The organism is Blattabacterium cuenoti (assembly GCF_014251555.1).
GTDB lineage: Bacteria > Bacteroidota > Bacteroidia > Flavobacteriales > Blattabacteriaceae > Blattabacterium > Blattabacterium cuenoti_P.
The window spans coordinates 312,326-332,354 of the sequence record NZ_CP059190.1 but is presented as its reverse complement, the minus strand read 5'-3'; the positions used below and the strand labels follow the sequence as shown (position 1 = coordinate 332,354).

Sequence of the window (20,029 nt, the reverse complement as noted above, 5' to 3'; positions counted from 1 at the left end):
CTTTTTTCTTTAGCATTTTTTTTTGAAATATTTTTGTACATTTTATTTTGAAAAGTAGTTTATTTAAAATAAATTAAATATTTTTTCAATCATTTAAAAGTTTTTTATACTGGAAAATTGATTATATTATATAAAAAAAGTTAAAAAAATGAAAAAAACAAAAATGATTTTCTTTATTCTTTTTTTAGGATTTTTTTATTCTTTTCATACTTACAGTTCCGCTGATGAAGTAACATTTCATCAAAAAAAAGATGAAAATCCTCATTTTAACATGTTTGTAGATTTGAGTGGTAATATTAATTCTACAGTAAAAGAAGAATTTTTTGAGGGGTCTCGTTTTTCTGAAGACTATTTAAATTTAGAAGTGATAGGAAAGGCGAATGAAAAAATTAGTTATCGTTTTTCAAAAAAATTGAATAATATAGAAAATAACAGAATAGTTGATTTAGCTTATTTAAAATATAAGTGGAATGACAAACTTTACTTTTTGATAGGAAAACAACCAGCTTCTTTTGGAAGCATGGAATATGCTAATAATTTATATGGATCACCATATCGGTATACGAATGTATATAAAAATAAGGATAATCCTGTTGGCTTCAATTTTATTTATCTTCCAATCAAAAATCATGAATTACAATTTCAAATTGTAAATAGCATCAAAAATTCAAATAATGAAGAAAATACAGTTCAAAAAGTGAATAATCCTATGGGTTATTCTGTGAATTGGAATTGGAGTTTGTTCAAGAATCAAATAATACAAAACAGATGGTCTTATTCTATTTTTCAAGAAAATGAAAATAAAAAATTTTGGAAATTGCTAGCTTTAGGGAGTAAATTAGATTTTAAGCCTTTTTCTATAGAAGCAGATTATATATTAAGTGATGAAGATATAGAAAAAAATGGGGATGTAACAAAAATATTACGCTCATGGAGTTCTGATTATCAGAATAATGTAGCTTCTGTAAAATATGGAACTTATTTAGTGAAATTGAAATACAATTTTATTCCAAAATGGAATTTGATTGCAAAAGGAGTTTATGAAATGGGAACTTCTAAAAAAGGAGTCAATGATATTTTGGGTGAGAATAAATTGTTTAAAAAAGCATATACTTATTACGGAGGGATAGAATTTCTTCCTATTATCAAAAATGAAGATCTAAGTTTTCATTTTTTGTATCAAAATCAAAGAGTTAATTACAATTTAGATCAAATTAAAAAAGAAAATAAGAATAATCATTTTATCATTTTAGGATTAAGTTATCGTATTAAGATGATTTAAGATAATGAGGTAAGGATAGGATAGATAAAGAGTATAAATAAAAATATCGAGATACAGGCTCGATATTTTTTGTTTGATTGATTAGTTATGAAAATAGGACTTTATTTTGGATCATTTAATCCCATACATTTAGGACATACAATTATTGCTAATCATATCACAGAATTTTTAGATATAGATCATGTTTGGTTTGTTGTTTCTCCACAAAATCCATTAAAAAAAAAAATCTTTTAGATTATGAACACCGCATAAAAATGGTTCAAATAGCTGTTTATGGTTATGATAAAATGAGTGTTTTGGATATAGAATATGGATATTCCCCTTCTTATACAATTCATACATTGTCCAATATAGAGAAAAAATATCCTAAAAATCAATTTTATCTTGTTTTGGGACAAGATTCTTTTTCTTCTTTAAGAAAATGGAAAAATTATAAAATGATTTTGAATAAATATGATATTTTGGTTTACCCTAGAATTGGTCATTTCTCCAATCCTGTTTTTAAACGGAATAATATAATTTTTTTGAAGGCTCCAATTATTGAAATATCTTCTTCTTTTATTCGAAATTCTATTCAAAAAGGAAAAAATATGAAATCTATGCTTCATACAGAAGTTTGGAATTACATGATAAAATATAAATTTTATAGAAAAAGATTATAATATTGATGAGCTATTTTTAATAATCTGATGAATTCAAGTTCTCCGAATATTTTTTTAATGGAATGCCAATTTGGTTTTTTGACATAAAATTTATTCTCATGAAAAGAAAAAAAAGGAATATTAGTAACAATAGTAATTAATTTCTTGGATAAAAGACCTAAATTTTTGTTTTCTTCAATATTTCTTTGAATTTTTCCATTAAGATGATGAGTAGAATTTAACAAATTTTCAATGCTTCCATATTTTTTAATAAATTTTTTAGCATTTTTTTCTCCTATTCCTGGTAATCCTGGTATATTATCAGAAGGATCTCCCATCATACTCCATAAATCTATAACTTGTTTTGGATGGGTCACTCCAAATTTTTCTTTGATTTCCTCTATTCCGAATATTTTTTTTGGATTTCCTTTAAAAGGAGGTATATAAACTTTAATGTTTTCTGTGACCAATTGAAAAAAATCTTTGTCCAAGGTTATTATATAAATAATATATCCTTTATTTTCGGCTTTTTTAGCTATTGTTCCGATAAGATCATCGGCCTCATATCCATTTTTTGCATAAAAACAAGAAATTTGAAAGGTTTTTAAAATTTTTCTAATATAAGGAATTGCTATGCAAATAGCTTTCGGGGTTTTTTTTCTATGAGCCTTATACTTATAATATTCTTTTTTTCGAAAAGAAATTTCTTGACTATCATCAAAAATAGTAGCCATATAAGATGGCTTCTCATCATTTAATATTTTGATCAAAAAGTATGTGAAATTTATGATAGGCGAAGTGTTGAGTCCTTTGGAAGTAAAAAGAGGCTTATTGATGTAAGCATAATAACTTTGATAAATAAGGGGATATGCATCTATTAAAAATAGTTTTTTATTATTATTCATATCTTATTAAAAATTTAATCTTTGTATGAAAAAATCAAATAAATATACAGTCACTGCTGCTTTACCATATGCAAATGGACCAATTCACATAGGTCATTTAGCAGGAGTTTATTTTCCTGCAGATGTTTTTGTTCGTTATCTGAGACGAAAAAACAAAGATGTTATTTTTATATGTGGATCGGATGAACATGGAGTTCCTATTGCTATGCAAGCTAAAAAAGAAAAAAAAACTCCTAAAGAAATAGTAAATAAGTATCATCATATGATTAAAAATTGTTTCACGAATTTCGGTATACAATTTGATAACTATTCCAGAACTTCTACAGAAATTCATTATGAAATTTCTACTTCTTTTTTCAAAAAACTTCATGAAAAAAAAAAAATTTTTGAAAAAGTATCCGAACAATATTATGATGAAGAAGCTCAACAATTCTTAGCGGATAGGTATATATCCGGGATTTGTCCTCATTGTCAAAAAGAGGAAGCTTATGGAGATCAGTGCGAAAATTGTGGAAGTTCGTTAATTCCTGAAGATTTAATACATCCAAAATCTACCATAAGTGGAAGCTTTCCAGTTTTGAAAAAAACTAAACATTGGTACTTTCCTTTGAATCAATATCAAAAATTCTTGGAAGAATGGATTTTAATTAGTCATCAAAAAGATTGGAAAGTGAATGTATATGGACAAGCAAAATCTTGGTTAGATCAAGGATTAAAACCTCGTGCTATAACGAGAGATTTAAATTGGGGAGTCCCTGTTCCAATTTCGAAAGAGATGGGAAAAGTACTGTATGTCTGGTTCGAAGCTCCTATAGGATATATTTCGTCTACTATAGAATGGTCTAAACGAAAAAAGATAGATTGGAAACCTTATTGGAAAGATAAAAAAACTAAATTAATTCAGTTTATAGGAAAAGATAATATTGTTTTTCATTGCATTATTTTTCCAGTCATCCTTAAAGCATATGATGATGGATATATCCTTCCGGATAAAATATTAGCTAATGAATTTCTCCATTTAGAAAATAAAAAGATATCTACTTCTAAAAATTGGGCAGTATGGGCTCATGAATATCTAGAAGATTTTCCAAATCAACAGGATACACTTCGTTACATTCTCATTGCTAATATGCCAGACAAAAAAGATAATAATTTCAATTGGAAAGATTTTCAAAGAAAAAATAATACTGAATTGGTTGCTATATTAGGAAATTTCGTCAACAGAAGCCTAACTTTAGTTAAAAAGTACAACAATGGCATTGTTCCTAATCCAGGGATTTTATCTATAAAGGATAAAAATATTTTAAAAAGAATCAAAAATTATCCAGAACATATAGGTGATTTGATTGAATCCTATAAATTCAAAGAATCCTTGGCATATTTTATGAGTTTAGCTAAACTCGGAAACAAATATTTAACAGAAGAAGAACCTTGGAAAAAAAAAGAAAAAGAACGTGTAGAAACCATTCTTTATGTTTCTTTGCAAATTGTTGGAATGTTAGCTCAATTAGCTGAACCCTTTCTTCCCAAAACTGCAAAAAAATTGTTAGATATGCTTCGTTTGAAAACTTTTTTTTGGAATCAAATAAAAGAAAAAATTTTATGTCCAGGACATTTATTAGGGAATTCCACATTATTATTTGAAAAAGTAACTAATGAAAGTATTGAAAAGCAACTAATAAAATTAGAAAAAAGACAACATGAATCCAAAAAAAGTTTTTAAAAATTTTTTATAGTATCCTTTGATTATTTTTTGATTATTTATTGTTGCGGAGATTGTTGCGGAGATTGTTGCGGAGAGAGAGGGATTCGAACCCCCGGAGGCAATAAACCTCAACGGTTTTCAAGACCGCCGCAATTAACCACTCTGCCATCTCTCCATTTACATGTGAATTTCCACAATGTTTCTAAGAAGATCTTGCATAGTTTCTCTTTTTCTTATCAGAAAATCTTTTCCCTTAAAAATCAAAACTTCAGCAGGTCTATAACGAGAATTATAATTAGAAGACATAGAAAAACAGTAAGCCCCCGCATTTTTCATGCACAAAATGTCTCCTTCACGGATTTCTTGAATTTTTCGATTCAAACCAAAGGTATCCGATTCACAAATATATCCAACGACCGTGTAAAAGCGAAAACGACCGTTTGGATTAGAAATATTTTCAATACAGTGATAAGCATTATAAAACATAGGACGAAGGAAATGATTAAAGCCTGAATCTACTCCAGAAAATACAGTCGAAGTCGTATGTTTGATGACATTGACATTAACTAAAAAATATCCAGATTCACTAACTAAAAATTTACCTGGTTCAAAAATCAAAGCAATTTTACTTCCGTAATTTTTACAAAAATCTTTAAATTTTTCCGTAATAAAATGACTTAAAGAAGTAAGATCCGTTTTTACATCATTTTTTTTATATTGAACTTTAAAACCACTTCCAAAATCAATATAATCAAGATTTGGAAAATCGATAGCTGTTTGAAACAATATTTTTGCTCCTTCTAAAAAGGATTTTATATCTAATATATCAGATCCTGTATGCATATGAAATCCTTCTATTTTGAGTCCTGTATTTTTTAATATTCTTTTCATATGAGGAATTTGATAATAAGAAATTCCAAATTTAGAATCAATATGTCCTACTGAAATTTTTGAATTTCCTCCTGCCATAATATGCGGATTAATTCTTATCCCTATAGAATAATTTGGATAATATTCTCCAAACTGTTCTAAAATGGATAGATTATCTAGGGTGATTCTAACCCCAAAACCGACGGCTTTTTTGATTTCTTGAATAGAAACACAGTTAGGTGTGAATATAATTTTTTTAGGCTGAAAACCAGCTTTTAATCCTAGTTCTACTTCCTGTATAGATACGGTATCTAATCCACTTCCTAATTTTTGTAAAAATTTTAATATATTCAGATTAGTATTAGCTTTACAAGCATAATTAATTATTAAATTATTGATCCCACTGAAAGCATTTTTCATCTTAATATATTGTTTCTTGATTTTGCAAGAATCGTATATATAAAGTGGAGTTCCGTATTTTTTCGCTAATTGAATTAAATGTTCTCTATGAATTGAGGAACTCATATTTTCTAATTCATTCATCATATTTTTAATCAATCAAAAAAAACATAGAAACTATGGTTGATTATTTTTTTTACAATAAAGCTAAATGAATCACATCATTCATATTTCTAACATAATCAAAGGTTAATCCTTTTAAATGTTCTGGTTTAATTTCTTCTACATCTTTTTTATTGTCCTGTGAAAGAATAATTTCTTTAATATTAGCCCGTTTAGCCGCTAGAATTTTTTCTTTAATCCCACCTACAGGAAGGACTTTCCCTCTCAGGGTTATTTCTCCTGTCATAGCTAAATGAGGTCTTAACTTCCTTTTCGTAAAACTTGATACTAAAGAGGTTAACATTGTTATTCCTGCAGATGGTCCATCTTTGGGAACAGCCCCTTCAGGAACATGAACATGTACATTTTTTTCTTCAAACATGATAGGATCTATGTTAAATTTTTTATAATTAGCTTTAATATACTGCAAAGCAATTGTTGCAGATTCTTTCATGACTTCTCCTAAATTTCCAGTAATACTTAAATTTCCTTTTCCCTTAGATAAACTGGATTCAATATATAAAATATCTCCACCAAAATGAGTCCAAGCTAAACCTGTAACCACACCTGGAACATTATTTTCTTCATAACGGTCTGGATCATTTGGAATTCCAAGAATACTTTCTATTTTTTCAATACTTAAATGTTTCACATATTTTTTATTCATAGCAATATGCTTGGCTACATAACGTGCTAATTTAGCAATATGCTTTTCCAAAGTTCTCAATCCAGATTCTCTGGTATAACTTTCAATGACTTTTTCTATTTGTTTCGTTCTAAGTATTAAATCTGATTTTTTTAATCCATTGTCTTTTAGTTGCTTAGGAAGTATGTGTTTCTTAACAATTTGTGTTTTTTCTTCTACTGTATATCCATTCATTTCTATAACCTCCATCCTATCTATAAGAGCTGGTTGGATATGGGAAAGTGAATTTGCTGTAGCAATAAACAATACTTTTGACAAATCATAACCCATTTCTAAAAAATTGTCGTAAAAAGAGGTATTTTGTTCAGGATCTAAAACTTCTAACATAGCGGAAGAAGGATCTCCATTTGTCCCTAAACCCATTTTATCTATTTCGTCTATCACAAAAACAGGGTTGGAAGTTCCTACTTTTCGTATAGATTGCAATAGCCTACCAGGCATGGCTCCTATATAAGTCCTTCTGTGTCCACGAATTTCAGATTCATCATGTAATCCCCCTAAAGAAATACGTACGTATTTTCTTTTCAGTGCAGTGGCTATAGATCTTCCTAAGGAAGTTTTTCCTACTCCAGGTGGACCGTAAAAGCATAGAATAGGAGAACGCATGTCTCCTCTTAATTTTAAGACAGCTAAATATTCTATAATACGTTCTTTAACTTTTTCCAGCCCATAGTGGTCTCTATCTAATATTTTTTGTGCATATTCTAAATCAAAACTATCTTTTGAATATCTCCCCCAAGGGAGGTCTATCATCAATTCTAGATAGTTTCTTTGAACTGTGTATTCAGGCATTTGAGGATTAATTCTTTGCATTTTTAGTAACTCTCTGTCAAACTGTTTCTTTGCTTCTTTTGTCCATTTTTTTCTGGACGCCTTAGAACGCATTTCATCAATTTCTTTTTCATAAGAAATATCTCCTAATTCTTCTTGTATGGCTTTAATTTGCTGATGCAAAAAATATTCTCTCTGTTGTTGATCCATATCACTGCGAACACGAGATTGAATATCATTTTTTAATTTAATTTGTTGATGTTCTACGTTGAGAAAACGCAATGTTTCCATTGCTCTTTTTTTTAAATCATTGTATTCTAACAATTTTTGTTTATCTCTGGTAGCTAAATTCATATTAGCTGCTACAAAGTTGATTAAAAAAGAAGGACTTTCTATATTCCGAATGGCAATACTCGCTTCTGATGGAATATTGGGGTTATCCTGAATGATTTTTATGGCAATTTCCTTTATAGATTCAACCAAAGCTAGGTATTCTTTATCCTTGCAGGAAGGTTTATTTTCTTCTAAAGCTATGATTTCTGCTTTAAAATAGGGATCATTTTGAATAAAACGATTGACTTTGAATCTTCTTTTTCCCTGTAAAATCACAGTGGTATTTCCATCAGGCATTTTTAGTAATTTCAATATTTTAGCAACCGTTCCAATAGAATACAAATCTTTCTCACTGAGATTTTCTATTCCAGAATTTTTTTGTGTTAATACTCCAACCGTTTTATCAAATCCATAAGCATCTTGTAACAATTGAATGGATCCACTTTTTCCTGCTATGATTGGAAAAACAATTCCGGAATACAAAACCATATTTCTGACTGTTAAGATACATAATTGTTCAGGAATATCGTCCTTAAGAAGCTGATCCTCTTCATCTTGACTCATTAAGGGTATAAACTCAGCTTCAGACTCGAATCCAGATTCTGTAAATATATTTTTTAGTAACATAAAAAAATAGATTTCTTACTTAAATGATGCATTAATTCTGTGATGCATGAACTCATCATCATCACTTAAGAACTTAAGAATTAAATATACTGTTTTCTATATGAAAAACAAAACCATTTATACTGACTATTTTTCTTTTAAAACAATCATTTAAAATTTGATTTCTTTTTCTTTTTTTTCTTTTTCAAGCATATCCAGAAAAAGATTTTCTGTTAAAATTTTTACATGATTTTTTTCCATACTTTTTTTAAATTTGGAACCGAAATTTTTTCCAACTACTATGAAATTGATTTGATTATTGACAGTATGATAAACTCTTCCACCTAGATTTTCTACCATATTTTTAGCTTGATTTCGGGTCATACAAGATAGTTTTCCTGTAAAGACAAAAGATTTTCCTTCAATAGAAGAAAAATAAGAAAACTTTTTACTCATAGAAGATTTCGAAAAATGTAATCCATATTTGATTAGCATTTTAATGACGTGTTCATTTTCATAAATTGAAAAATAAGTGATTATGCTTTTTGTAATTTTTTTTCCTATGCCTGAAATAGAAATTAAATGATCATAATTTGCATGCATTAAAGAATCGATCTCCAAAAAGTGTTCGGTTAATTTCTTTGAAAGATATTCTCCTACATGACGAATACCCAAGGCATATAAGACTCTATCAAAGGGATTAGATTTAGATTTTTTTATGTTGTTTATAACGCTATCTGCCAATTTTTCTTTGATCCCATCTATTTGAAGGAGTTCTTCTTTTTTCAATTCATATAAATTGTAAAAACTATATAAAAAACCTTTTTTGTATAGTTTTTTTATCATTTCACTTCCAATTTTTTGAATATTCATAGCCTTTTCGCTCACAAAATGTTTTATTTTTTCTATTCTTTGAGAAGAACAGTTTTGATTTGGACAATAAAATAATTCATTTTTTTTTGTTAATATACTATTGCATGATGGACATTTTTTTAAAAAGAATACAGGAAATGCTTGACTAGATCTTTTTTTGATATTGATTTCTGTTACTTTTGGTATAATATTTCCACCTTTTTCTAATAAAAGTGAATCTCCATAATGAATTCCCATTTTTTGTATAAAACTGTCATTATAAAGAGCAACTCTTTTGATTCTGGTTCCAGAAATAGAAATAGGAACTACATTGGCGACAGGAGTAATGACTCCAGTACGTCCTACTTGGAACGTTAGGCTTAATAATTTGGTTTCAGACAGTTTTTGTCTGAATTTATAGGCGATGGCCCATCGTGGATATTTATTGGTGAATCCTAAAATGGATTGTTTTTGATATTCATTTACTTTAATAACTATGCCATCGATTTGGTAGGGGAGTTTCTCTTTCCATAGACTCCAAAAATCTATGAAATGAAATACTTCTTCCATGTTCTTACAAAAACGTGCTGTTTCTGGAACTTGAAACCCCCAATTTTTTATGTGTTTTAGAGATTCATATTGTGTGTCAAAAGGCAAATTTTTTCCTGCAACATGAAATGCTATACAAAATAAATTTCTTTTACGTACTTCTTTGTGATCATGAATTTTAAGTGTTCCACTAGCCGTATTTCTTGGATTAGCATAAGGAATTTGTCCACTTTTTATACGTTTTTTATTTATTTCTATAAAATTTTTTGTAGGAAGAAAAACTTCTCCACGTATTTCAAGATACGCGGGATAATTATTTCCTCTTAATTTTAAGGGAATGTATTTTATAGTTTTTATATTTTCTGTGACATCTTCTCCTTTTTCTCCATTTCCACGAGTAACCGCATTTGTTAAAAATCCGTTTTTATAAATTAAATTAATAGATACTCCATCATATTTGAGTTCACACACAAAGGATAAAAGATCAATTGATTTACTGATTTTTTTTTTCCAAATTATTAATTCTTTCTTAGAGTAGGAGTTTTGAAGAGAGTACATTTTGTATTTATGAACTATAGATAGAGAGGAAGTTTCATGAATCTCTGCTCCTATTTTTATTGTGGGTGAAGTAGGGTTATGGAATTCAGGATATTTTTTTTCTAAAAAGGATAATTCTTCTAATTTCTTATCAAAATGAAAATCGGAGATGTCTGAAGTGTCCAAATTATAATATTTATGATTATATTTTGATAACTCTTTTCTGAGTTTTTGTATTTTCTTTTCTATTTTTTTTTTTTGATCCATGTGATTTTTTATCTTATCTTATTTCTTCACGTAATATACTGCACGAATCATTCTGAAAAAACCTTGAAAATCTTTCCTTATTTCTATATTTAAAAATCCGATTTTTTTCAAAAAATCAATAATATCTAAATAAATAAATTGGTTGATTTCAAAATAAACATAAACAATTCCAATCAATTTTTTTTTGATCCAAAAAGAAATTTTTTTATAAAAAATCAAAGGGTCCTCATCAGGAACAAATAAAGCTTGAAAAGGTTCGTATTGAATAATATTTGGATGTAATAATTTTCTTTCAGAGAGCCTAACATAAGGAGGATTACTCACAATAATGCTAACAGAATTTTCGTCCATTTTTGGTGGTATAGAAATCGAATCTTTCAAAAGATCCACTTTTTGAAATGAAATTTCTACGTTATGTAATTCTGCATTTTTACGAGCAATATTAAGAACTTCTTGATAAAAATCTATTGCATAAATGTGTCCAATTTCAGGGTTCTTCTTTTTTAAGGTAATACCAATGCATCCACTTCCTGTTCCAATATCAAATATTGGAATGTTCCTCGTATTCTTATTATCCTGTAGAATCCAGGATACAAGTTCTTCTGTTTCCGGTCTTGGAATGAATACTTTTTCATTAACTATGAATTCCATTCCAAAAAAGTAAGCCTTTTCAATTACATATTGAATCGGTCTATTTTTTTTTAATTCCCATAATTTTTTGATTAATGTTTTATAAATCAAAAAATTGATTTTCTTTTTATTACTTAATTGTAATAGTACAGTTGTTTTATCACATTTAAAAATGTGGGTCATAAGTAAAAAAAAGAGACTTTCTATCTCTTTAGGTTCTGTATATAAATCTCGAAGAGTTTTTTGAAATAAACGGTAAAATTTGTCAAAAGATCTCATAAATTGAAGTCAATTGAAATTATGGGAATTAAAAAAATACTTATTTTTATATTCATCTAATCTGTGTCATTATGTTAGATGAAGAGACCATTGTTGCTTTAGCAACTCCTATTGGTTCCAGTGCAATCTCTGTTATTCGTCTTTCTGGAAAAACTTCCATATCTACTGTTGAAAATATTTTTCTTCCTATTAAACCTGGAAAAAAACTGGAAAATCAATCTACACATACGATTCATTTAGGGTATCTTATGGAAGAAGATAAGAATTTATTGGATCAAGTATTAATTTCTATCTTCAAATCTCCTTTTTCATATACAGGAGAAAATATGATAGAGATCTCTTGTCATGGATCTTATTATATTCAACAACGGATTTTACAATTGCTAATTAGAAAAGGAATACGTTTAGCCCGTCCTGGTGAATTTACATTTCGTGCTTTTCTAAATAAAAAAGTGGATTTATCACAAGCCGAAGCTATAGCTGACCTGATTTTATCTGAAAATAAAGCTTATCATGAGATTTCTTTACAACAGATAAAAGGAAAATTATCTAATACCATTAAAAATTTAAGAAAAAAATTGTTGGATTTTGCATCTTTACTAGAACTTGAGTTAGATTTTTCTGAAGATAATGTGATTTTTGTTAATAGATCAGACCTTTTTTCCTTTTTACAAGAATTAGAAAAGACTTTAAAAGATTTAATTGAATCTTTTTCGTTGGGAAATGCTATCAAAAAAGGAGTATATGTGGTCATTATTGGAGAACCCAATGTCGGAAAATCTACTTTTTTCAATCAGGTTATTGAGGAAGACCGTTCTATTATATCCCATATAGAAGGAACGACTAGAGATTGTGTAGGAGGAGAAATCATTTTAAATGGAATTCTTTTTCATTTTTTTGATACAGCAGGAATTAGAAAATCCATAGATCCCATAGAAATGATGGGAGTTGAAAAGACCATGAATAAAATAGAAGAGTCTCAAGTGATATTATATATTTTTGATTCTTCAGAAATAAAAAAACAGAAAAAAATTATTAGTGATATTCAAAAAATTAAAAAAAAGTATCCATTAAAAGCTATTTTTGCAATAGCGAATAAGTCAGATCTATCCCATTCACATGATTTTGATAATATCAAGTCGAAGGTTTCTTATTTTTTTGAAATTTCTGCCAAAAATCGTCACGAAGTAAAAAAAGTCCTAGACGTTTTAAATCATTTATTTATTGAAAAATTAAAAGAAAAAAAAATAGTCGTTACACAAAGCAGACACTATGAAGCTTTGAAACTTTCATTAAGAGAGGTTTTATTAGCCTATGATGCTTTAAAAAAAGGACTTTCAGAAGATTTAGTTTCTATCTATATTAAAGAAGCATTGCGTTATTTAGGAGAGATAACGGGTGAAGTAACAAGTGAAGATATTCTGGAAAATATTTTCTCGAAATTTTGCATTGGAAAATAAGATTCATTAATTATTTATTATGTCACAACATTTTGTAAGAGTTCGTTTTGCCCCTAGTCCGACAGGACCACTTCATTTAGGTGGAATCAGAACTGCATTATACAATTATCTTTTTGCTAAAAGACATGGCGGTACATTTATTCTTAGAATAGAGGATACTGATCGAAAAAGATTTGTTTCTAATTCTGAATCGTATATTCTTGAAACATTAAAATGGTGTCATATAGAACCTGATGAAGGAGTAGGTTATGGAGGCCCTTATTTTCCTTATTATCAATCTAAAAGATGGAATATTTATCGTTTTTATATAAATCAATTGTTAGAAAAAGGATATGCTTATTATGCTTTTGATACAGATCTAGATCTTGATAAAAAAAGGAAGGAATATAACGATCGTGGATTAATTTTTTCTTATAATTATAAAATTCGAATGGATATGAACAATTCTTTAACTATGACGAAAGAACAATTAGATGCTAAATTACAATCTTGTTATTCCTATGTGATTCGATTTAAAATCCAACCTGGAGAAAAATTGAATATGTATGATCTCATACGTGGAAATATCATAGTAGATACAGATTATTTAGACGATAAGATATTGTTAAAATCAGATGGAGTAGCTACTTATCATTTAGCTAATACAATAGACGATCATCTCATGAAAATCACCCATGTTTTAAGAGGAGAAGAATGGCTTCCATCTATGTCCTTGCATATATTATTATATAGGGCTTTTGGTTGGATTCCTCCTCATTTTGCACATTTACCTTTAATTTTAAGAAAGGATGGAAAAGGAAAAATCAGCAAAAGAAATGCCGATAGCTTAGATTTTCCTATATATCCTATTCAATGGAAAGTTCCAGATACTCAAATCATCATTCCAGGATATAGGGAGTTAGGTTATTTCCCTGAAGCATTCGTGAATATGTTAGCTTTATTAGGATGGAATCCTGGAATCAAAAGGGAAATTTTTTCTTTACAAGAATTAATAAATTTTTTTTCTTTGGAAAAAATAAATAAATCTGGTGTTTATTTTGATCTAAAAAAAGCTAATTGGTTCAATAAAAAATATTTGAATAAAAAGAAAGAAGAAATATTTTCATTTCTTTGCGAAGAACTCAAAAAACGTTCGATTTTCTATAAAAAAGATTTTTTGTGTAAAATTATCCATCTAACGATTGATAGAATACATTTCATTCATGAAATATGGGAACATTCTTTTTATTTTTTTATTTCTCCTAGTTCTTATGAATCTAATTTTTTCAATAAAATTTGTCATCAAAAATCTATCTTTCAATTAGAAAATGTAAAAATTTTGTTATCTCATACAAGTCAATTTACGTCTGTCAATTTAAAACCCTTGTTTCAAGAGGATCAAAAAAATAGACATCAAATTATGCAATTATTCCGCTTGGCTTTAGTCGGTGTTCTAAAAGGAATTGATATTTTCATGATTTTGGAAATGCTAGGAAAAGAAGAAAGCATACAACGTGTAGAAAAATTGATAAATAGAATCAAAGAAAAAATTTAGAGTGTTTTTTTGAAAAAAGAACATAAAAATATAGATTTACATTTTAGTAAAAAAAATTCAATGCTTAAACATTATGAAAATATCATGATAATCACTCCTATATTATCTGATGATCAAGCAAAAGAAACAGCAAAAGAATATGAAAATTATCTAATCCAAAAAAAAGGAAAAATTGTTTATCAGGAACATTGGGGATTAAAAAAACTAGCTTATCCTATTCACAAAAAACAAAGTGGTTGTTATCATTTATTTGAATTTTTGTTGATTCCCAATTTAATCTCTGATTTAGAATTAAAATTAAGACAAGATGAACGTATTTTACGTTTTTTAACTGTAAAATTAAATAAATATGGAATAGAATATGCAGAAAGAAGAAGAAAAAAATTCTTAAAAAAAGATGAAGAATTATGATTTTAGAGGAAACCCATCAACATCCAAAACAACAAGTATCAGATAGTGATTTAAGATACTTATCTCCTATTAAAATAGAAACCAAAGTAGAAAAAAAATATTGTTATTTTGAAAAAAGAAATATTAAATATATAGATTATAAGGATGCTCCATTTTTAATTAAATTTCTAAATGCACAAGGTAAAATTTTACCACGTCGTATCACAGGAACTTTACAAAAAAATCAAAACAAATTAAATGCAGCTATCAAGAGATGTAGGCAAATTGGACTTTTGCCTTTTGTTACAGATGATTTAAGATAAGATAAAAAAAATGAAAATTCTTTTAAAAAAAGACGTAGAAAATTTGGGGTTTCAATATGATGAATTAGATGTTAAACCTGGTTACGCTAGAAATTATTTAATTCCTAAGGGATATGCTGTTTTAGCATTACCTGGAATTATAAAAAATACTCGTGAAATATTGAAACAACGTTCTAAAAAAGAAAATTTTTTAATTGAAAAATCAAAAGAGATAGAAAATAAGTTAAGAAAATTGACTATTAAAATCCCAGCTAAAGTGGGAAAGGGAGGAAAACTTTTTGGTTCTATTAATAATCAAGAACTCATGAAAATTTTGAAGAAAGAAGGAATTTCAATAGATAAAAAATTTATTAGAATTCCTGGAAATAAAGTCATTAAAACAATAGGAAAACATCAGGCAAATATACGATTGCATCAAAAACGAGAATTTACGTTAAATTTTGAAGTATTAGCTTCTTCCTAAAACTAAAGGAAAATGTTATATAATAAAAATAAATTTAGGAATATCACTATAATAGTGATCAACCAAGCTGATATTTTTAAAATAGGTCCATTTACAAATGGTCCCATTTTTTTAGAATCTCCTGTAAAATAAACTAATGGAACAATAGCGAAACTTAATTGTATTGATAAAATTATTTGACTAATTATTAATAATTCAGCTGTTCCTTTTTCTCCATAAACAATAGAAGCGATCATAGCCGGAACAATAGCTATCAGTCTTGTGATTAATCTTCTGATCCAAGGTTTAAATCTGATATTTAAAAATCCTTCCATGACTATTTGTCCAGCTAAAGTTCCAGTTAGTGTAGAATTTTGTCCTGAAGCGAGCAAAGCTAATGCAAAAAAAACTCCAGCAAGGCTAGAACCGAGTATAGGAGTTAAAAGTTTGTGTGCATGCATAATATCTGCTACTTCTGTATGTCCAGCTTTGTGAAAAGTGGCTGCAGATATAATTAAAATGGCCGCATTGATAAAAAAAGCTAGAGATAAAGATAAGGTACTATCTATGGTTGCATATTTTATAGCCATTTTTTTTCCTTCAATAGTACGTGGATAATCTCTAGTTTGTATGATACTAGAGTGAAGGTAAAGATTGTGAGGCATAACAGTCGCTCCTAATATTCCGATAGATATATAAAAAGAATGCGAATTTTTGATTATTTCTGGATTAGGAACAATGCCTTTCAATATGGAAAAGATTTCCGGTTTTGAGCTAATAATTTCAAAACTGAAACAAACTAAAATTGTAAATATTAAGGCAGCAACCACACTTTCAATATATCTAAAACCTTTATATTGAAAAAACAAAATGATTAAAACATCGATAGCTGTAATTAATACACCCCATGTAATGGGAATGCCAAAAAGTAATTTTAAGGCTAAAACAGAACCAATTATTTCAGCTAAATCACAAGCAGCAATGGCTATTTCACATAATAGCCATAATGTAAAATTAATAAAGGGTGGATAATGATCCCTACAAGCTTGTGCTAAATCTCTCTCACAAACAATTCCTAATTTTAAAGCCAAATGTTGCAAAATAATGGCAAAAAAATTGGATATAAAAATAACGGAAAGAAGCATATAACCAAATTTCGAACCTCCAGCAATATCTGTGGCCCAATTTCCTGGGTCCATATACCCTACAGCGATCAATAGTCCAGGACCAGTAAAAGCAAAAAGTTTTCTCCATATTCCTTTTTGTTGAGGAACATAAACGGAAGAAAAAACTTCAGAAAGGGAAGGGTGTTTGTTTTCATTTCTCCATCCTGTAGAAGATTTCTTTTTTGGCATAAAAATAAAATAGTAGAACACGAAAATATAAAGTTAACCGTTTTAATCTTTTTATTATCTATTCATGAAAATTCAAAGAATAAATTGCATTAAATAGAATAATTTATTATATTTGTCTCAAATTTTTCCGCTTGATTGATAATGAAACTTTCGGTTTTTCCAAGTAATTCAATCTTTCTTTAGTTTCATGAAAAAAATAGCTATACAAGGGGTAAAAGGGTGTTTTCATCATGCTGCCGTTTCCAGATATTTTGAAGGATATAATTACAAGTTGATGGAATGTTCTTCTTTCAGGGAAGTGGCTATTTCCGTTGCTAAATCCAATGTAGACATTGGAGTGATGGCTATAGAAAATACCATAGCGGGGACGATATTGACTAATTACAGTCTTTTATCTGAATACAATTTGAAAATAGTAGGAGAGGTGTATATGCCCATACAACATCATTTAATGGCTTATCCAGGGCAAAATATAGAAGATATTAAAGAGATTTATTCTCATCCTATGGCTATATTGCAATGTGAATTATTTATAGATGCACATCCTTATATCAAAATATCCGAATACTCAGATACAGCTGCTGCCGCTAAATATATTTCTACATGCAAAAAAAAAGGTTTAGCTGCCATCGCGTCTGAAAATGCAGCTAAAGAATATGGTCTAGAAATTATTTCCAATAATATACAAACTATTGCAAACAATTTTACTAGATTTTTTATCATTAAAAATTGTTGCAAACAAGAAAATGATTCCTTTAATAAAGCTTCACTAATATTCAAAATCTTGCATACTACTGGAAGTTTATCTCAGATCTTGAGTCTGATATCTAGTCTTGGAATCAATATGACTAAAATCCAATCCATTCCTATAATACAAAGACCTTGGGAATATTCCTTTTATGTGGATATTATATTCAATAATATAAAAGATTATGAAAAAATGAAAAAAAGTATCAGAAAAATTCCCTGTCTTCATAAATTGTCTATTATGGGAGAATATAAAAATGGTAGAATTAGATCCTAATGATTGTAGCTGCAAAAAAAATGCATCAAGTATCGGAATACTTTTTTTCCAAAAAAATGAAGGAAATTAATCATTTTGAAGAAAAAGGCATAAAAATCATTAATTTGGGAATTGGAAATCCGGATCTACTTCCTCCAAAAGGGGTTATACATAAAATGAAAAAAGCGTCCGAACTCAAGCATGCGAATACTTATCAAAGCTATATTGGAATAGAAGAATTACGTAATGCCATTTCTAATTGGTATGGGAAAGCATATCAAGTCGATGTAGATCCTAAAAATGAGATTTTGCCATTAATGGGTTCTAAGGAAGGAATTATGCATATAAGTATGTCTTATTTAGACAAAGGAGATCAGGTCCTAATTCCAAATCCTGGATATCCTACTTATTCATCTATATCAAGGCTTTTGGAAGCAGAAATTATTTATTATAATCTTTATGAGAATGAAAATTGGTCTCCTAATATTCACTTGTTAGAAAAGAACAATCTCAATAAGGTCAAGATTATGTGGGTCAATTATCCTCACATGCCTACGGGAGCTACAATTCCTTTTGATAAGTTAGAAGAAATTATTCTTTTTGCGAAAAGAAACCGCATTTTACTCGTTCATGATAACCCTTATAGTTTCATATTGAATAGTGAACGTCCTTTAAGTATCTTTAATGTCAAAGGGGCCAAAGATATAGCCTTAGAATTGAATTCATTAAGTAAGAGTTACAATATTCCAGGATGGCGTGTTGGAATGATAATAGGAAAAAAAGAATTTATTCAGAATATATTAAAAGTAAAAAGTCAAATGGATTCTGGTATGTATTATCCCATTCAAATTGGGGCTATAGAAGCTATGAATCATGATTTAAAATGGTTTGAAAAACTTAATAAAGAATATATTCAACGTAGAAAAATAATATGGGAAATATGTGATTATCTAAACTTAAAATATACGAAAAAAAGTTCTGGAATATTTGTTTGGGCAAGAATAACCGGTCCAGAAAAAAATGATCGTGTATGGTCCGACGAATTTCTTAAAAACCATCACATATTTATTACACCTGGTAGAGTGTTTGGAAATAATGGGAAAGGATATGTCAGGTTTTCTATGTGTTGTCCAGTAAAAATTTTGGAACAAGCAAAAAATAGAATTTTTTCATGAATATTGGAATTATAGGATTAGGGTTAATTGGAGGATCCATTGGTTTAGGATTGCGAAAATCCAATTTTGGAGATAAATTTATAGGAACAGACTCGAATGAGAAAAATGCTTCATATGCAGTCAAACTTGGAATTGTAGACGAAATAATTCCTTTGCAGGATCTCATTATGCAATCTTCAGTAATTATTTTGTCTATCCCAGTGGATGGAATAGAAAAAATACTTCCAAGTCTACTTAATAGAATTAGTGCAGATACAGTAATTTTAGATACTGGATCTACTAAATATGATATTTGTAATCGAGTTTATTCTCATCCAAAAAGAAGTCGTTTTGTTGCAACACATCCTATTGCAGGAATTGAAAATTCTGGACCTATTTCAGCTGATTCGGATCTGTTTTATCAAAAAAGTTGCATTATTTGTGACTCTGAACTGAGCGATCCAGATGCAATATTTATTGCAAAAAAGATCTATTCTCTTATGAAAATGCGGATGATTTATATTCCCTCTAAAGAACATGATTTATATATTGCTTATATATCTCATTTACCTCATGTGGTCTCCTTTGCTTTAGCTAGTACAGTTTTAAAAAAATTTAAAAATGAAGAAAAAATTTTTAATAATATGATGGGAAGTGGATTAGATTCAACCACACGTTTAGCGAAGAGTAAGCCTGAAACGTGGTTACCTATTTTTATTTCTAATAGAGATAATCTGATTCGAGCTATAGATTTTTATATTGATCATTTAGAAATATTTCGTAATTATTTAATAAATAAAGAATTTCATAATATAGATCAATATATGAAAAAGGCGAACAATATAAAAGATAAAAAATATGTGTAAATTAAATG

Annotated in this window: 16 protein-coding genes, 1 tRNA gene and 1 pseudogene; 11 read left to right on the top strand and 7 right to left on the bottom strand. The window is 28.4% G+C overall.

Annotated features, from left to right (window positions below):
• Positions 1–148 precede the first annotated feature (148 nt).
• On the top strand, positions 149–1,282 hold the full coding sequence (locus H0H68_RS01590) for a porin (protein ID WP_185853086.1): 1,134 nt from the start codon (positions 149–151) through the stop codon (positions 1,280–1,282).
• Positions 1,283–1,369: 87 nt separating this feature from the next.
• Positions 1,370–1,944 (top strand): annotated as a pseudogene (gene nadD, locus H0H68_RS01585) (nicotinate (nicotinamide) nucleotide adenylyltransferase).
• Here the strand turns inward: nadD and H0H68_RS01580 are convergent.
• Positions 1,926–2,828 (bottom strand): 5'-3' exonuclease, encoded by a 903-nt coding sequence (locus H0H68_RS01580; RefSeq protein WP_185853085.1) that lies wholly within the window; start codon positions 2,826–2,828, stop codon positions 1,926–1,928. The pseudogene nadD and the gene H0H68_RS01580 overlap by 19 nt on opposite strands.
• A gap of 25 nt (positions 2,829–2,853) precedes the next feature.
• On the opposite strand from H0H68_RS01580, the gene metG reads away from it, so the two are divergent.
• Entirely contained in the window at positions 2,854–4,551 is a 1,698-nt protein-coding gene (gene metG / locus H0H68_RS01575) for a methionine--tRNA ligase (protein ID WP_185853084.1), read from the top strand.
• A 71-nt stretch (positions 4,552–4,622) separates the two neighbouring features.
• Here metG and H0H68_RS01570 read toward each other — a convergent pair.
• The 5 genes from H0H68_RS01570 to H0H68_RS01550 form a co-directional block, all read right to left on the bottom strand.
• A tRNA-Ser gene (locus tag H0H68_RS01570) sits at positions 4,623–4,708 on the bottom strand.
• Positions 4,709–4,710: 2 nt separating this feature from the next.
• The gene (gene lysA / locus H0H68_RS01565; protein WP_185853628.1) at positions 4,711–5,946 is read right to left on the bottom strand and encodes a diaminopimelate decarboxylase; all 1,236 of its coding nucleotides are present in this window, start codon (positions 5,944–5,946) and stop codon (positions 4,711–4,713) included.
• Between the two features lie 52 nt (positions 5,947–5,998).
• A complete protein-coding gene (gene lon, locus H0H68_RS01560; RefSeq protein WP_185853083.1) occupies positions 5,999–8,401 on the bottom strand; it encodes an endopeptidase La in 2,403 nt (800 codons plus the stop codon).
• Positions 8,402–8,551: 150 nt separating this feature from the next.
• Positions 8,552–10,585 (bottom strand): NAD-dependent DNA ligase LigA, encoded by a 2,034-nt coding sequence (gene ligA, locus H0H68_RS01555; protein WP_185853082.1) that lies wholly within the window; start codon positions 10,583–10,585, stop codon positions 8,552–8,554.
• Between the two features lie 18 nt (positions 10,586–10,603).
• The gene (locus tag H0H68_RS01550) at positions 10,604–11,494 is read right to left on the bottom strand and encodes a N5-glutamine methyltransferase family protein (RefSeq protein ID WP_185853081.1); all 891 of its coding nucleotides are present in this window, start codon (positions 11,492–11,494) and stop codon (positions 10,604–10,606) included.
• A gap of 71 nt (positions 11,495–11,565) precedes the next feature.
• Between H0H68_RS01550 and mnmE the strand changes: the two genes are divergently transcribed.
• The 5 genes from mnmE to rplI are packed head-to-tail and all read left to right on the top strand — an operon-like array spanning position 11,566 to position 15,664.
• Positions 11,566–12,954: a tRNA uridine-5-carboxymethylaminomethyl(34) synthesis GTPase MnmE gene (gene mnmE, locus H0H68_RS01545; RefSeq protein WP_185853080.1), complete on the top strand. Its 1,389-nt coding sequence runs from the start codon at positions 11,566–11,568 to the stop codon at positions 12,952–12,954.
• A 19-nt stretch (positions 12,955–12,973) separates the two neighbouring features.
• Positions 12,974–14,488 carry a glutamate--tRNA ligase gene (gene gltX, locus H0H68_RS01540; RefSeq protein WP_185853601.1) on the top strand — a complete coding sequence of 505 codons (1,515 nt, stop codon included), beginning with the start codon at positions 12,974–12,976 and terminating at the stop codon, positions 14,486–14,488.
• A gap of 60 nt (positions 14,489–14,548) precedes the next feature.
• Positions 14,549–14,899: a 30S ribosomal protein S6 gene (rpsF, locus tag H0H68_RS01535; RefSeq protein ID WP_185853627.1), complete on the top strand. Its 351-nt coding sequence runs from the start codon at positions 14,549–14,551 to the stop codon at positions 14,897–14,899.
• On the top strand, positions 14,896–15,201 hold the full coding sequence (gene rpsR, locus H0H68_RS01530; protein ID WP_185853600.1) for a 30S ribosomal protein S18: 306 nt from the start codon (positions 14,896–14,898) through the stop codon (positions 15,199–15,201). The genes rpsF and rpsR overlap by 4 nt, the downstream gene beginning before the upstream one ends.
• 10 nt (positions 15,202–15,211) lie before the next feature.
• A complete protein-coding gene (gene rplI, locus H0H68_RS01525) occupies positions 15,212–15,664 on the top strand; it encodes a 50S ribosomal protein L9 (protein WP_185853599.1) in 453 nt (150 codons plus the stop codon).
• Positions 15,665–15,666: 2 nt separating this feature from the next.
• On the opposite strand, the gene H0H68_RS01520 is transcribed toward rplI, so the two are convergent.
• Entirely contained in the window at positions 15,667–16,998 is a 1,332-nt protein-coding gene (locus tag H0H68_RS01520) for an Nramp family divalent metal transporter (RefSeq protein ID WP_185853598.1), read from the bottom strand.
• Positions 16,999–17,185: 187 nt separating this feature from the next.
• Here H0H68_RS01520 and H0H68_RS01515 point away from each other — a divergent pair, with 187 nt between their 5' ends.
• The 3 genes from H0H68_RS01515 to H0H68_RS01505 are packed head-to-tail and all read left to right on the top strand — an operon-like array spanning position 17,186 to position 20,021.
• Positions 17,186–18,022 carry a prephenate dehydratase gene (locus tag H0H68_RS01515; protein ID WP_185853597.1) on the top strand — a complete coding sequence of 279 codons (837 nt, stop codon included), beginning with the start codon at positions 17,186–17,188 and terminating at the stop codon, positions 18,020–18,022.
• The gene (locus tag H0H68_RS01510; protein ID WP_185853596.1) at positions 18,022–19,176 is read left to right on the top strand and encodes a pyridoxal phosphate-dependent aminotransferase; all 1,155 of its coding nucleotides are present in this window, start codon (positions 18,022–18,024) and stop codon (positions 19,174–19,176) included. The genes H0H68_RS01515 and H0H68_RS01510 overlap by 1 nt, the downstream gene beginning before the upstream one ends.
• Positions 19,173–20,021 (top strand): prephenate dehydrogenase, encoded by an 849-nt coding sequence (locus H0H68_RS01505; protein ID WP_185853595.1) that lies wholly within the window; start codon positions 19,173–19,175, stop codon positions 20,019–20,021. Before H0H68_RS01510 ends, H0H68_RS01505 begins: the two co-directional genes overlap by 4 nt.
• Positions 20,022–20,029: the final 8 nt, after the last annotated feature.